Origin of the sequence: Bradyrhizobium sp. BTAi1, from assembly GCF_000015165.1 — a bacterium.
Classification (GTDB): Bacteria; Pseudomonadota; Alphaproteobacteria; order Rhizobiales; family Xanthobacteraceae; genus Bradyrhizobium; species Bradyrhizobium denitrificans.
Window position 1 is genome coordinate 1,876,255 of sequence record NC_009485.1, and the last position, 13,296, is coordinate 1,889,550.

At 64.2% G+C, this 13,296-nt stretch carries 13 protein-coding genes and 1 pseudogene; 10 read left to right on the forward strand and 4 right to left on the reverse strand.

The window, feature by feature from the left end:
* Window positions 1-88 precede the first annotated feature (88 nt).
* The 4 genes and pseudogenes from BBTA_RS08425 (at window position 89) to BBTA_RS08440 (ending at window position 4,425) form a co-directional block, all read left to right on the forward strand.
* Entirely contained in the window at window positions 89-1,435 is a 1,347-nt protein-coding gene (locus BBTA_RS08425) for a YARHG domain-containing protein (RefSeq protein ID WP_148221593.1), read from the forward strand.
* Window positions 1,432-2,223, forward strand: a complete 792-nt coding sequence (locus BBTA_RS08430; RefSeq protein ID WP_012042047.1) for a M15 family metallopeptidase — start codon at window positions 1,432-1,434, stop codon at window positions 2,221-2,223. Before BBTA_RS08425 ends, BBTA_RS08430 begins: the two co-directional genes overlap by 4 nt.
* A 241-nt stretch (window positions 2,224-2,464) precedes the next feature.
* Window positions 2,465-3,025 carry a hypothetical protein gene (locus BBTA_RS08435; RefSeq protein ID WP_012042048.1) on the forward strand — a complete coding sequence of 187 codons (561 nt, stop codon included), beginning with the start codon at window positions 2,465-2,467 and terminating at the stop codon, window positions 3,023-3,025.
* A gap of 289 nt (window positions 3,026-3,314) precedes the next feature.
* A pseudogene (locus BBTA_RS08440) lies at window positions 3,315-4,425 on the forward strand (IS5-like element ISBrsp7 family transposase).
* 207 nt (window positions 4,426-4,632) lie between these two features.
* Here the strand turns inward: BBTA_RS08440 and BBTA_RS08445 are convergent.
* Window positions 4,633-5,769, reverse strand: coding sequence for an alpha-hydroxy acid oxidase (locus BBTA_RS08445; RefSeq protein ID WP_012042049.1), 1,137 nt, complete (start codon window positions 5,767-5,769; stop codon window positions 4,633-4,635).
* Between the two features lie 393 nt (window positions 5,770-6,162).
* On the opposite strand from BBTA_RS08445, the gene glmM reads away from it, so the two are divergent.
* Entirely contained in the window at window positions 6,163-7,512 is a 1,350-nt protein-coding gene (gene glmM / locus BBTA_RS08450; protein WP_012042050.1) for a phosphoglucosamine mutase, read from the forward strand.
* 318 nt (window positions 7,513-7,830) lie between these two features.
* On the opposite strand, the gene BBTA_RS40680 is transcribed toward glmM, so the two are convergent.
* Entirely contained in the window at window positions 7,831-8,031 is a 201-nt protein-coding gene (locus BBTA_RS40680) for a hypothetical protein (protein WP_041750484.1), read from the reverse strand.
* Here BBTA_RS40680 and BBTA_RS08460 point away from each other — a divergent pair.
* From BBTA_RS08460 to BBTA_RS08475, 4 genes are all read left to right on the forward strand, one after another.
* Window positions 7,958-8,803: an outer membrane protein gene (locus tag BBTA_RS08460; RefSeq protein WP_083780627.1), complete on the forward strand. Its 846-nt coding sequence runs from the start codon at window positions 7,958-7,960 to the stop codon at window positions 8,801-8,803. The genes BBTA_RS40680 and BBTA_RS08460 overlap by 74 nt on opposite strands.
* Before the next feature lie 180 nt (window positions 8,804-8,983).
* Window positions 8,984-9,865, forward strand: a complete 882-nt coding sequence (locus BBTA_RS08465; protein ID WP_041750485.1) for an outer membrane protein — start codon at window positions 8,984-8,986, stop codon at window positions 9,863-9,865.
* A gap of 83 nt (window positions 9,866-9,948) precedes the next feature.
* Window positions 9,949-10,539: a glutathione S-transferase family protein gene (locus BBTA_RS08470; RefSeq protein WP_012042053.1), complete on the forward strand. Its 591-nt coding sequence runs from the start codon at window positions 9,949-9,951 to the stop codon at window positions 10,537-10,539.
* A 34-nt stretch (window positions 10,540-10,573) separates the two neighbouring features.
* Window positions 10,574-11,029 (forward strand): GNAT family N-acetyltransferase, encoded by a 456-nt coding sequence (locus BBTA_RS08475; RefSeq protein WP_012042054.1) that lies wholly within the window; start codon window positions 10,574-10,576, stop codon window positions 11,027-11,029.
* Between the two features lie 6 nt (window positions 11,030-11,035).
* Here the strand turns inward: BBTA_RS08475 and BBTA_RS08480 are convergent, their stop codons facing one another.
* Window positions 11,036-11,887, reverse strand: a complete 852-nt coding sequence (locus BBTA_RS08480; protein ID WP_012042055.1) for an amidohydrolase — start codon at window positions 11,885-11,887, stop codon at window positions 11,036-11,038.
* A complete protein-coding gene (locus BBTA_RS08485; RefSeq protein WP_012042056.1) occupies window positions 11,884-12,870 on the reverse strand; it encodes an aldo/keto reductase in 987 nt (328 codons plus the stop codon). The genes BBTA_RS08480 and BBTA_RS08485 overlap by 4 nt, the downstream gene beginning before the upstream one ends.
* A 116-nt stretch (window positions 12,871-12,986) precedes the next feature.
* On the opposite strand from BBTA_RS08485, the gene BBTA_RS08490 reads away from it, so the two are divergent.
* Window positions 12,987-13,277, forward strand: coding sequence for a hypothetical protein (locus tag BBTA_RS08490; RefSeq protein WP_012042057.1), 291 nt, complete (start codon window positions 12,987-12,989; stop codon window positions 13,275-13,277).
* The last annotated feature ends 19 nt before the right edge of the window (window positions 13,278-13,296 follow it).

The following is a 13,296-nucleotide window of genomic DNA, read 5'->3' on the forward strand; positions in this document are numbered from 1 at the left end:
CGGCCCGCGATGCAATATCGCCGCAATGCCACGGTCGATTTGGTCGATCCGGCGAGCTAGAACGACGTCCGGATTTTGAGGACGGATGATGCGGCGATTGGCGATCGGTATTTTGGTCTTGGTGCTGCTCGGCGTGGCGCCCTGCAGGGCCGCGAGCCGGATCGCTCTGGTGGTCGGCAATTCGGACTATCAAAGTGTCGGCAAGCTTGCCAATCCGGCCAATGATGCGCGCCTCGTCGCCGAGACCTTTCAACGCCTGGGCTTCACCCTGGTCGGCGGAGCTGCACAGCTCGATCTCGACAAGTCGCGTTTCGACCAGGTGATCCAGACCTTCAGCAAGCAACTGCTCGGTGCTGAGGTCGCCGTGTTCTACTACGCGGGCCACGGCATCCAGGTGCGCGGCACCAACTACCTCGTGCCGATCAGCGCCAATCCGGCGCGCGAAGCCGATGTCGATTTCATGATGGTCGATGTCGGCCTCGTGCTGCGCCAGATGGAAGCGGCCGGCACCAAGCTGAACATCGTCATCCTCGATGCTTGCCGTAACAATCCGTTCGGGGGACGCGGCCTGCGATCGAGCGATGGCGGCTTGGCGCAGATCCGCGCACCTGAAGGCACGATCCTGTCCTACGCGACGCAGCCCGGCAATGTGGCGCTCGATGGCGATGATGGACACAGCCCGTACACGCGCGCGCTGGTCGATGCGGTGCAGCGGCCAGGGCTGGACGTGCTGCAGGCCTTCAACCAGGTCGGCCTTTCCGTGAAGAAGGCCACGGCCAGCGCGCAGCAGCCCTGGGTCGCTTCGTCCCCGATCGATGGCTCCTTCTACTTCGCGGGGCCTGCGGACGGGCAGTTGGCTGCTGCACCGGTCGCTGCAGCCGTCTCACCGCCACCAGCACAGGCGCCGGCCATGGCCAGCGCGCCGCGATCGGCCGAGTTCGTATTCCCGGACTCCGACCAGCGCTTGCTGTCCGCCGCCGACCTGCAGGGACGTACGAAGGACGAGCTTCGCATTGCCCGCAATGAAATCTTCGCGCGCCGCGGACGCTATTTCTCCTCGCCCGAGCTGACGGCCTATTTCGGCAGGTTCTCCTGGTACGTGCCGCGCACCTGGGATCCGGTCTTGAACCCGGTCGAGGCCGCCAATGTCGATTTGCTCGATCGCGCCGAAAATGGCGGGACCAGCGGATTCATCTTTCCCGACTCCGACCGCCGCCTGTTGACCGCGGCCGAACTGGCGCGGCTGTCCAAGGCCGAGTTGCGGCTGGCCAAGAACGAAATCTTTGCCCGGCGCGGGCGCTTCTTCGATGCGCCGGACCTCAAGGCCTATTTCGGTCGCTTCGCCTGGTATGTGCCGTCGACCTGGAATCCGACCCTGACTGGGGTCGAGGAGACCAACGTCAAGCTGATTGATCAGATGAGCAGGCGGCCGTGACCCGTCCCTCGGCTCTGCGCCTCCTGGCGATCGGCGTCTGCCTGCAGTGGCTGTCCGCGTCGGCCGTGCGCTGCGAAACGATCGGCAGCATGCTGGACCGGCTGGTGCAGGCCTATCCGCAAGCGCTGGCCGGACATGACGACGAGGTCGTCATCTGGCGCGACGGCACGCGCATGCCGGTCGGCCAACTCGATCCGGAGCGCCCCTTCGCCGACAAGCTCCGCAACGCGACCATCCTCGATCAGCTCAGCCTGTCCTATCCACTCGGCGCGCCATCGCCGCCCGCCGTCAACGCCGATCCCGGGCGCTTCAGGAACGAGGCCTTCTTCAAGAAGATGTATGGCGACTGCAACGCAGGCGGCGTAGCCGGGCATCTCGTCTCGATCACCTGGCTGCCGAAGAGTTTTGGCAAGACAGTCAAGGTGACGCGCATCAATGGCATTGCCGAGCGGCTGACGGAGATATCCAGCGAGATCGACGATCTCGACCCCAAGATCAAGCGCGCCGCCTTTCCGATCGCGGGCGTTCTGTCCTGCCGTCCGGTGGCCGATACGGGCCGGATGAGCATGCACGGCTACGCGGCGGCGATCGATCTGAACCTGGACTATTCCGACTATTGGCTGTGGAACGCCAGATCGTCCGTGTCCATTCCCTACAAGAATCGTTTTCCGCAGCAGATCGTCGAGATCTTCGAGCGGCACGGATTCATCTGGGGCGGCCGGTGGTATCACTACGACACGATGCATTTCGAGTATCGGCCGGAGCTGCTGCCGGCGCAGCCGCGCTGAGCGTCTGCCCGCGTTGAGGGGCGTCCGCGAAGGCTCGGTCGGTGGGGCAGTCATTCTCACAATGACTTGAGAATGGAATAAGCGCCGCCGACAAGCGTCTCATTCCACGTATTCTCGAGCGGGATCGCGTGCGGCCCCGCATGAGAGGCCTAGCCAGACAGCCCCTGGAGTCCCCTGCATGTCCTTCCGTTTCGCCCTGATACGCCCCGCTGTTGCATTTGCCATGGTCGCAACGACCTCCATGCTTGCCATCGCGCAGCAGGCCCCCGTGCCGACGCGCGTCCGCGGCGCCGTCGAAAGCGTGGACGCGGAAACGATGACGGTCAAAGCGCGCAGCGGCGAGATCTTCAAGCTGCGCATGGCGGGCGATCTGCGCGTGTCCGGCGTCGTCAAGGCCGACCTCGCCGACATCAAGCCCGGCTCGTTCATCGGCGCCACCACTGTGCCCGGGCCGGACGGCGCGCCGAAGGCGGTCGAGATTCACATCTTCCCGGAGGAGATGCGCGGCACCGGCGAAGGCTCGCGGTCGTGGGACCTGAAGCCGAATTCGAGCATGACCAACGCCACAGTGTCCGAAAGCTCGGTGTCGACCGACGGCCATACGCTGCTGGTCAAATACAAAGGCGGCGAGAAGCGCATCGATATCGCGCCCGAGACCCCGATCGTTACCTTCGTGCCCGGCGACAAGTCCGAGCTGAAGGCCGGTGCCAAGGTGATGGCCACGATCAAGCAACTGCCCGACGGCTCCTTCGAGACCAGCCGCGTCAGCGTCGGCCGCGACGGCATCACACCGCCGATGTGATCCAGCTCATCTTTGCCGACGCCGCATCCTGACGAATGTCCGAGCGGACGAGCGACGCTGTCATGCTCCGCGAAGGCGGAGCATCCAGTATTCGCGGCAGACGATATCGAGCTGAACCGTCACGGCGTACTGGATCGTCCTTCGCGGACGATGACAGCGGGGGTCTCAATGTCCCTATCAACAGGACACAGACTTTGGAATCGGCCGTCTAGCAGGCTGTTGAAAAAGGCGCTGGCCACAAGCTTCTGATCGTGATTCTCTTGGATGCGGATGCTTCGTGGGGAAGACGATGCGGGGAAGTGACGAACGATCTGGGGCGCTGTTCAGCTATGTGGACCTGGAGGCTCGGGTTCGGCCCGACCATCCGCTGCGCACGATCCGGCGGCTCGCCAATGCGGCGCTGGCTGACCTTTCAAGGGACTTCGAAGCGCTCTACACCGCGTTCGGCCGGCCGTCGATCGCGCCGGAGAAACTGCTGCGGGCGATGCTGCTGCAGGCGTTTTACGGCATTCGCTCGGAGCGGCAATTGATGGAGCGGCTGGACTTCGACCTGCTGTTCCGCTGGTTTGTCGGCCTGGGCGTGGACGACGCGGTATGGGATCATTCGACCTTCTCCAAGAACCGTGACCGGCTGCTCGAGGGCGAGATCGCGGCGAAGTTTCTGACGGCGCTGTTGGCTCGGCCCGAGGTGAAGCGGCTGCTGTCGAGCGACCACTTCTCGGTCGACGGCACGCTGATCGAGGCGTGGGGCGTCGATCAAAAGCTTCCGCCGCAAGGACGGCGGCGATCAGGACAATGACGGGCCGGGGCGCAACGCCGAGCGCAGCTTCCACAAGGAAAAGCGCAGCAACGACACGCATCAGAGCACGACCGATCCCGAGGCGCGGCTGTACAAGAAGGGCGAGGGCCAGCCGGCGAAGCTCTGCTATATGGCTCATACCTTAATGGAGAACCGCAATGGCCTCGCCGTGCTGGGCGGCGTCAGCCAGGCAACCGGCACCGCGGAGCGGGATCAGGCGCTGGAACTGATCGACCGCCATCGCGGCGATCGCACGCGCCGGATCACGCTGGGGGCGGACAAGGCTTACGACGTCACCGACTTTGTCGGAGAGCTGAGAAGCCGTTCGGTGACGCCGCACATCGCCATCGACGGGCATTTGAGCAAGACCGGCAAGCCACGCAAGACCGCGATCGACCGGAGAACGCTGCGTCACGCCGGCTACGCGGTCAGCCAACGCTGCCGCAAGCGCATCGAGGAGGTGTTCGGCTGGATCAAGGCCTCGGCCGGCCTTGCCAAGGTCAAGTTCCGAGGCCGCGCCCGCGTCGATGCCGCCTTCAAGCTGGCGCTGGCGGCCTACAATCTGATCCGCCTGCCAAGACTGTTGGAGGCAACCGCATGAGGCACCTCGGCTCAGGGCCCAAGCGCCGCAAAAAGCCGACACTCGGCGCTTACCAGCCGACCCGGACACTCAAATCCGACCGAAAGCAGACTTCTTCAACGGCCTGCTAGAGCATGATCCGGAAAAGTGGAAACCGGTTTTCCGAAAAGATCATGCTCAAACAAAGAGGAAAGATCATGATGCGTTTCCGTGGAAACGCATCATGATCTAGTCCGCCAGCACCTTGCGGTCGATCTCGGCCACCGTGTTGACGCCGCACAGGCCCATCGTGGTCAGCAGCTCGTTGCGGATGATGTCGATGGCCTTGGCGACACCGGCCTGGCCGCCGGCGCCGAGACCGTGGGCATAGGCGCGGCCGATCATGCAGGACTTGGCGCCGAGCGCGAGCGCGCGCATCACGTCCTGTCCGGAGCGGATGCCGCCATCGAACATGATCTCGATCTTGTCGCCGACCGCGTCCGCGATGCCCGGCAGCACGTGGATCGAGGACGGGGCACCGTCGAGCTGGCGGCCGCCATGGTTGGAGACGACCATCGCCTGCGCGCCGGTTTCGACCGCGAGCTTGGCGTCCTCGATGTCATGGATGCCCTTGATGATCAGCTTGCCCGGCCAGATCGAGCGGATCCAGTCGACATCCTTCCAGTTCAGCGAGGTGTCGAACTGCGAGGCGGTCCAGGCCGAGAGCTTGGTGAGATCCTCGGTGTTCTTCACGTGCCCGGCGATGTTGCCGAAGGTGCGGCGCTTGCCCTGCAGCACGCCCTGCACCCAGGCCGGCTTGGTGGCGAAGTCGAACAGCTTCGACAGCGACCATTCCGGCGGCACGCTCATGCCATTCTTGATGTCCTGATGGCGCTGGCCGATCACCTGCAGGTCGACCGTCAGGCACAACGCGGTGCACTTGGCGGCGATGGCGCGCTCGACTAGCGCCTTGATGAAGCCGCGGTCCTTCATGACGTAGAGCTGGAACCAGAACGGCTTCTCGACGCTGCCCGCGATGTCCTCGATCGAGCAGATCGACATCGTGCTCTGGGTGAAGGGAATGCCGGCGGCCTGCGCGGCGCGGCAGGCGTGGATCTCGCCGTCGCCATGTTGCATGCCGAGCAGGCCCACCGGGGCGAGGATCAGCGGCATCGACGAGGGCTCGCCGAGGATCGTCGTCGAGAGATCGCGCTTGGAGACGTCGACCAGGATGCGCTGGCGAAACTTGATCTTCTGCAGATCGTCGCGGTTGGCGCGCAGCGTCTCCTCCGCATAGGAGCCGCGATCAGCATAGTCGAAGAAGGCTTTGGGAACGCGGCGCTTGTGCAGCAGACGCAGGTCTTCGATACAGGTAATGTGTTTCATCGCGGTCTTCGGCTCCCCACCGACAGTCTTGCTCAGCTTGCCAGTCCTCTAGCATCTTTGCGGCGGCTGCCAAATCCGGCGCGGGCGATCCGCCGCAACCGCGCCCAACCAGCAAACCTCTGGATGTTGTGCGGCATATAAGCACCTCCAGCGAGCTGCCGCAGTGCGGGCCGCCGCCGTCAAGGCGCCGTCCTATGCCGTCGCGGCATCAGGGAAAAATTAGTCTTAACAATGTCTTATGGACGTGACGGCGGTTTCGTGGTAATGATTCATCACATTTTTTGAAGCCATCTTAGCTTTAAGGCGACTATAACCCGCGGACTAAACGGGCGGCCGGATGCCGTGATTCGGCGCGGTCGGCCCGGACTATCGAGAGCTGTTGCTGGGGGTCGTATGAGCCGTAACTATTTCGGGACCGATGGGATTCGTGGCCGCGCCAATGGCCTGATCACGCCGGAACTCGCGCTCAAGGTCGGACAGGCCGCGGGTCTTCTGTTCCAGCGCGGCGAGCACCGCCATCGGGTCGTGATCGGCAAGGACACGCGCCTGTCCGGCTACATGATCGAATATGCGATGGTCGCCGGCTTTACCTCGGTGGGCATGGATGTGCTGCTGGTCGGTCCGATGCCGACGCCGGCCGTGGCGATGCTGACCAAGTCGATGCGCGCCGATCTCGGCGTCATGATTTCGGCCTCGCACAATCTGTTCGAGGACAACGGCATCAAGCTGTTCGGCCCTCAGGGCTTCAAGTTGTCCGATGATGTCGAGAAGCAGATCGAGCAGCTGCTCGACGAGTCGCTCGACAAGAAGCTGGCGCAGAGCGCGAGCCTCGGCCGCGCCCGCCGCATCGATGGCGTGCATGATCGCTACATCGAATTCGCCAAGCGCACTTTGCCGCGTGACCTCTCGCTCGACGGCCTGCGCGTGGTCGTCGATTGCGCCAACGGCGCCGCCTACAAGGTGGTGCCCGAGGCGCTGTGGGAGCTCGGCGCCGACGTGATCTCGATCGGCGTGGAGCCGGACGGCTTCAACATCAACAAGGAATGCGGCTCGACCTCGCCGGAGGCTCTTTGTCGGAAGGTCCGTGAAATGCGCGCCGACATCGGCATCGCGCTCGACGGTGACGCCGATCGCGTCATCCTGGTCGACGAGCGCGGCCATATCGTCGACGGCGATCAGCTGCTCGCCGTCATCGCGCAGAGCTGGAAGGAAGACGGCCGCCTGGCGCGGCCCGGCATCGTCGCGACCGTGATGTCCAATCTCGGCCTGGAGCGCTTCCTGCAGGGGCAGGGGCTCGAACTGGTACGCACCCCGGTCGGCGACCGCTACGTGCTCGAGCGCATGCTGGCCGACGGCTACAATCTCGGCGGCGAGCAGTCCGGCCACATCATCCTGTCGGACTATGCGACGACGGGCGACGGCTTCGTTGCCGCGTTGCAGGTGCTTGCGACCGTGCAGCGGCTGCGCCGTCCGGTCTCCGAGGTCTGCCACAAGTTTGACCCGCTGCCGCAGATCCTGAAGAACGTGCGCTATCGCAGCGGCAAGCCGCTCGACGCCGACGCGGTGAAATCGGCTATCGACACCGGGCAGAAGCGCCTCAACGGCCATGGCCGCCTGCTGGTGCGCTCCTCCGGAACTGAGCCCGTGATCCGCGTGATGGGCGAGGGCGATGATCGTGATCTGGTCGAGGAGGTGGTCGACGATATCGTCACCGCCGTCGGCAACGCCGCAGCCGCAGCCTGATCAGCCGCAGCCAGATTGGCAATCGAGGCCTGCCATCCCGATCGGGTGGCAGGCCTTTTTCGCATCTGTCCATGACCGAGGCCGTGATCGGCTCGCGTCTGCCGCAGCCGGCAGTGCATCGGCATGCGAGGAGCAGACGTGTGGTCGGCTTCGTTCCATCGCGCCGTGGTTGCTTCGTCCGTAGCGCGCTCCGCTCGCTTCGGATCCTGATCGGTTCGCCGGCAGCAACTAATTAGTTGGTGTGCCGCAAGCCTGACGCGAAGCGTCGCTAACGATTTGTTAGGATGCGTTGACGGGCGATGAATAGCTGTAGATCGATCAGGAAACGTCAACCTTAATTATTAGGGTTAAGCGCTGCTTAAGCATTTGCTGCGATTGTACGGAGGTCAGTTTTGATGTGGGGCCGCGCTTTCCGATGGCCTCACCGGCCGAAGGGACGAAGCCAATGCGTAGCGTTAAGTCTTTGATCGCCGCAGGAGCGGCCTCTCTGTTTTCCACTTTGGCCTTCGCGGCCGACATGCCGATTGCTCCTCCTCCGGTCTATGCGCCGCCACCGGCGGCGGACTTTGGCGGCTGGTACCTGCGCGGCGACATCGGCTTCAGCAATCAGAAGGTCAAAGACGTTCATTACACGCGCGAATCGGCCTATACGCCGATGACGTCGTTCAATCAGACCTCCGCGTTTGACACCGCCGGCATCTACGGCGTCGGCGTCGGCTATCGCTTCAACAGCTGGTTCCGTGCCGATATCACCGGCCAGTATCGCGGCAATTCGAACTTCAAGGGCACCGATCGCTTCAACGCCACTGCGAACGGCGTGCCCTACAGCGGCATCGACAATTACAGCGCCAGCAAGTCCGAATGGCTTGTGCTCGCCAATGCCTATGTCGATCTCGGGACCTGGTGGTGCATCACGCCGTTCGTCGGTGCGGGCGTCGGCGGTGCGCGGGTCACGATCGCGAACTTCACCGACACGGGCATCAACAGCTTCACGAACGCGCCCAGCCTCGCCAGCGCGCCGACCTCCTCGAAGTGGAATTTCGCCTGGGCCGCACATGCGGGCTTGGCCTACAATGTCAATCCGAACCTGGTGCTCGAACTGGCGTACAGCTATGTCGATATGGGCGAGGGACGAACTGGCGTGCTGACGACCTATGATGGCCAGACCACCGGCAACATCTTCAAGTTCAAGGACATCACCTCGCACGACCTGAAGCTCGGCCTGCGCTGGAATTTCGACAATCCGCCGCCGCCGCCTCCGCCGATGATGCCCCTGATCCGCAAGGGCTGAGAGACGCGCGACTCCATCAGTTGGTCTGACGGCGCGGGGCCCCCCCGCGCCGTTTTGCTTTTTCCGAGTCGCGGGCAGGTTTGGTAAAAGAATTGTCAGTCCGCGTGCCGCGGCAACCAATGATTAAGGTTAACGCGCGATGATCGCTCCAGAGTGAAGTGGCTGATTTGGAGCGTTGCGATGCGTAGCCTGGTGATGGCGGTCTCGGTGTTTGGCATGGTCTCGGCTGCGCAGGCGGCCGACATGCCGGATCTCCCGGTCCTGCGCGGTGGCTTGACCGAAGGGCTCAACGGCGCACGCGCCAATTGGGACGGATACTATGTCGGTGGCCAATTCGGCTACGGGACATCGGACATGGATTTCAGCCGCAGCGCGGCGTCGCTGACAAATTTCATCTTCCGCAACAGTGTTCTGCAGACGCCAACGTCGACATGGTCGGTCCTCAACAAGAACCATGTCCAGGGATCGAGCTTCGGCGTCTATGTCGGCCGCAATTTCCAGTGGGAAGACACGGTCTGGGGCATCGAGGTCAACTACAACTACATGAATCGGATGGTGAGCTCCTCCGGAAGCTCGATGGCGCTCAATATCGTCAATCCGTCGGGCGAGACGGTGGCGGCCAACGAGACGCGGACCTACAGTACTTCGGTCCAGGCCGCGGCTGCGCTACAGATCAAGGACGTGGTGACACTGCGCGGGCGGGTCGGCTGGGCCGCTGACAACTTCCTGCCGTACGTCTTTGGCGGCTTGGCCGTCGGCCGAATGGAGACGTCGAGAGTGGCGACCACGAACGTATATCTGACGGATACGTTTGTTAATCAGACGACCGGGGCGATCATTTCGCAGACCGGGCCGTCCTATCTGCCAAGCGTTTCCAGGACCTATGGCGAGAGCCGCACCAACAGCTTCGTCGGCGGCTGGACGGGCGGTCTCGGATTTGAATACATGATGTGGGGCGGGCTGTTTGCGCGCGGCGAATGGGAATACGTCAAGTTCATGACGGTGAAGGATACGGCGGTGACGCTCAACTCGTTCCGCGCCGGCGTCGGCTACAAATTCTAGGCTGCTTCGCCCTGCGGATCGCCGGGCGATTGACAGCGCCGGCTGCGCCTGATGCTCTCCATTCGACGGCAACGGAGGATGGAATGCGGATCCTGGGCGATCTCAAATCGGGCAATTGTCTGAAGGTCAAATGGGTGTGCGATCATCTGGCGCTGCCCTATGACTGGGGTGACGTCGATATCATGACCGGCGGGAGCCGCACCCCGGATTTCCTGGCGCTGAACCCGTGGGGCCAGGTCCCCACGATCGTGCTGGATGACGGCCGTCCACTGGCGCAGTCGAACGCGATCATCCGCTTTCTTGCCCGCGGCAGCCGGCTCATTCCGTCGGACGCCTATGCACAGGGACGGATGGACGAGTGGCTGTTCTGGGAGCAGTACAGCCACGAGCCTTACGTCGCGACCTGCCGCTTCCACATGGTCTATCTCGGCAAGCCGGCCTCCGAGCTCGATCCGGAGAAGGTGAAGCGCGGCTATGCGGCGCTCGATCATCTGCAGCGTCAGCTCGCGCGTTCGCGCTTTCTCGTCGGTGAAACCCTGACCTTGGCCGATATCGCGCTGCTGGCCTATACGCGCGTGGCGCACGAGGGCGGTTTCGATTTGTCGGGCCGTGATGCGGTCAGGCGCTGGATCGGCGACGCCGAGCAGGCGCTTGGCCTGCGGCCGGCCGGCTGAGCGACATGGAGATGACAGGGGAATGACAGGGCGCATGGCGGTCACCATTCGAGCGGCGCGGCGCGACGATGTCGGCGCCATCGTTGCCATGCTCGCCGACGATCACCTCGGCCGGGCACGGGAGCGCGTCGAGGATCCGTTGCCCGCGTCATACTATGTGGCGTTCGAGGCGATCTCGGGCGATGCCAATATCAGTCTGGTGGTGGCCGAGGACGCGGGCAAGGTGGTCGGCTGCCTGCAGCTCTGCATCCTGCCTGGCCTGAGTTCGCAGGGCGCGTCGCGCGCGCTGGTCGAGGATGTCCGCGTCGCGGCGGACCGGCGCAGCCGCGGCATTGGCGAACTGCTTCTGCAATGGGCGATCGACGAGGCGCGCGGCCGGGGCTGCAACCTGGTCGAGCTGATGACGCATCAGAGCCGCACAGATGCGCAGCGCTTCTACGAGCGGCTTGGCTTCGCCAAGAGCCATTTCGGCATGGTGATGCGGTTCTGAGATCGATCAGGCCGGCAGCCGGTAGGCAGCGATCGTGTTGGGGCCGAACGCCTTGTTGCGGATATCGGAGCCGAGCTGCGTCAGGCAGTGCTCCAGCGCCTGCTTGATGGCACCATAGTGGCCGGCGAGCAGACAGACCGGCCAGTCCGAACCGAAGATCAGTTTGTCGGGGCCGAAGCAGCGCGCCACATGCGCCACATAGGGCGAAAGCCGCTCGGCGTTCCAATCGCGCCAGATCGCCTCGGTCGCCAGCCCTGAGATCTTGCACCAGACGTTGCCGCAGGCCGCGAGCTCCGCGATGCGATCGGCCCAATTCTGATCGAACCCGTTCGCGATCGGCGGTTTGGCGGCGTGGTCCAGCACAAAGTGCGCCTGCGGAAAGGCGCGCGCCGTCGCGATCGCGGCCGGCAGCTCGCGCGTGCGGACCAGGAGATCGTAGGTCAGGTCGTGAGCGAAGACCCGCTCGAGGCCGCGCCTGACATCGCCGCGATAGATCCACGCCGGATCGGCTTCGTCATGAACCTGATGGCGGATGCCGACCAGCCTGTCGCCGCCCGGCAGGCGGCGCAGCCGATCGATCGTGGCGTCGAGCTGCGGATCGGTCAGGTCGACCCAGCCGACGACACCGGCAACGAACGGCGTCTCCTGTGCAATGCGCAGGAACTCCTCGGTCTCGTCGAGCGATGACCTGGTCTGCACCAGGATGGAGGCGTCGAGACCGTTTTCAGCGAGCAGCGGGGCGAGATCCGCAGGGCCGAATGGGCGACGGATCGGCGCCAGCGCATCGCCCGCCATCCACGGATAGTCGGCGCGGCCGGGATCCCAGAAATGCTGATGCGCGTCGATGGTGCGGCTCATCGTGCCTCTCCCGGTAGCGGTGCATGCGCATCGATCAGCTGGCTGGCACGCAGCGCGTGCCAGAACGCCGCAGGGATCGGGGCATGGGCCATCGCGATATTGTCGGCCGCCTCCTGCGCCGTGCGAGCCCCCTGCAGGCCGATGGTGACGGCAGGATGGGCGAGGCAGAACTGGATCGCAGCCGCCTTCAGCGCGATGCCATGCTGTTTGCACAAGGCATCGAGCGCGCGCGCACGGGCCACCAGGCTGGCATCGGCATCCTCATAGTTGAACTTCGCCTGGCCATGAGGGTTCGCCAGGATGCCGCTGTTGTAGATGCCGCCGAGCAGGATGGCGATGTTCTTCCTCGTGCAGATCGGAAACAGCGTCGTCAGCGCGCCCTGATCGAGCAGCGTGTAGCGGCCGGCGAGCAGGAAGCAGTCCACCGGAGCGGCGTCCGCGAAGCGCGCCAGCATCTCGGATTGGTTCATTCCGGCGCCGATCGCCTTGATGCTGCCGTCGTCGCGCAGGCGCTGCAGCGCCCGGAACGCGCCGGCAACCGCCTCGTCGTAATGATCGTCGGGATCATGCACCAGCAGAATATCGATCCGGTCGAGGCCGAGCCGGACCAGGCTCTCTTCCACGGAACGCATCACGCCATCATAGGAGTAATCGAACCGTGGTCTCAGCGGCGGGGTGCCCTTGTAGTGCGGATCCTCGCGCGGTGCGCCCACATCGGGTCGCAGCAGCCGCCCCACCTTGGTCGAGAGCACATAGTTGTCGCGCGGCTGCTTGCGAAGGAACGCGCCGAGCCGCTGCTCGGCGAGGCCGAAGCCATAGAGCGGGGCGGTGTCGAAGAAACGGACTCCATGCGACCAGGCGGTTGCGATGGTGGCTTCGGCATCGCTGTCGCTGACCGGCTCGAACAGGCCGCCGAGCGGCGCCGTGCCGAGGCCGAGGCGGGTGACCTCGAGCGAGCTCCTGCCGAGACGGACGCGTTCCATATCTGTATCCTTCTTGTTGTGTGGGCGCGTGCAGCTTCGCGTCATTCTGCATGGATCGCCCGAGGAGACAACGTCGTCGCATTGTGCGGCACGGCAGCGGGGAGGATGAAGCAGAGATGTCGGCGATCAATCCAATCACGGCGCTCGGCGTCGTGCTGGCGACTGCGGCCACCGACGCAGTCTATGTCATGTTCACCTCGGCGGTCGTTGCGCGGCGGCGCCTTTCGGCCGCGACGTGGAGCTCGATCTGGTACATGCTCTCGTCATTCGCGGTGATCAGCTACACCGAGAACTGGATCTATGTTGGCTTTGCGGCCATCGGCTCGTGGATCGGCGCCTACGCCTCGATGACCTTCCTGCATCGGCCACCCAGCGGGCAGGCGCCCGTCGGCGCGGCGCCGGAATGAGGTTGTTTGCATGCCAGCC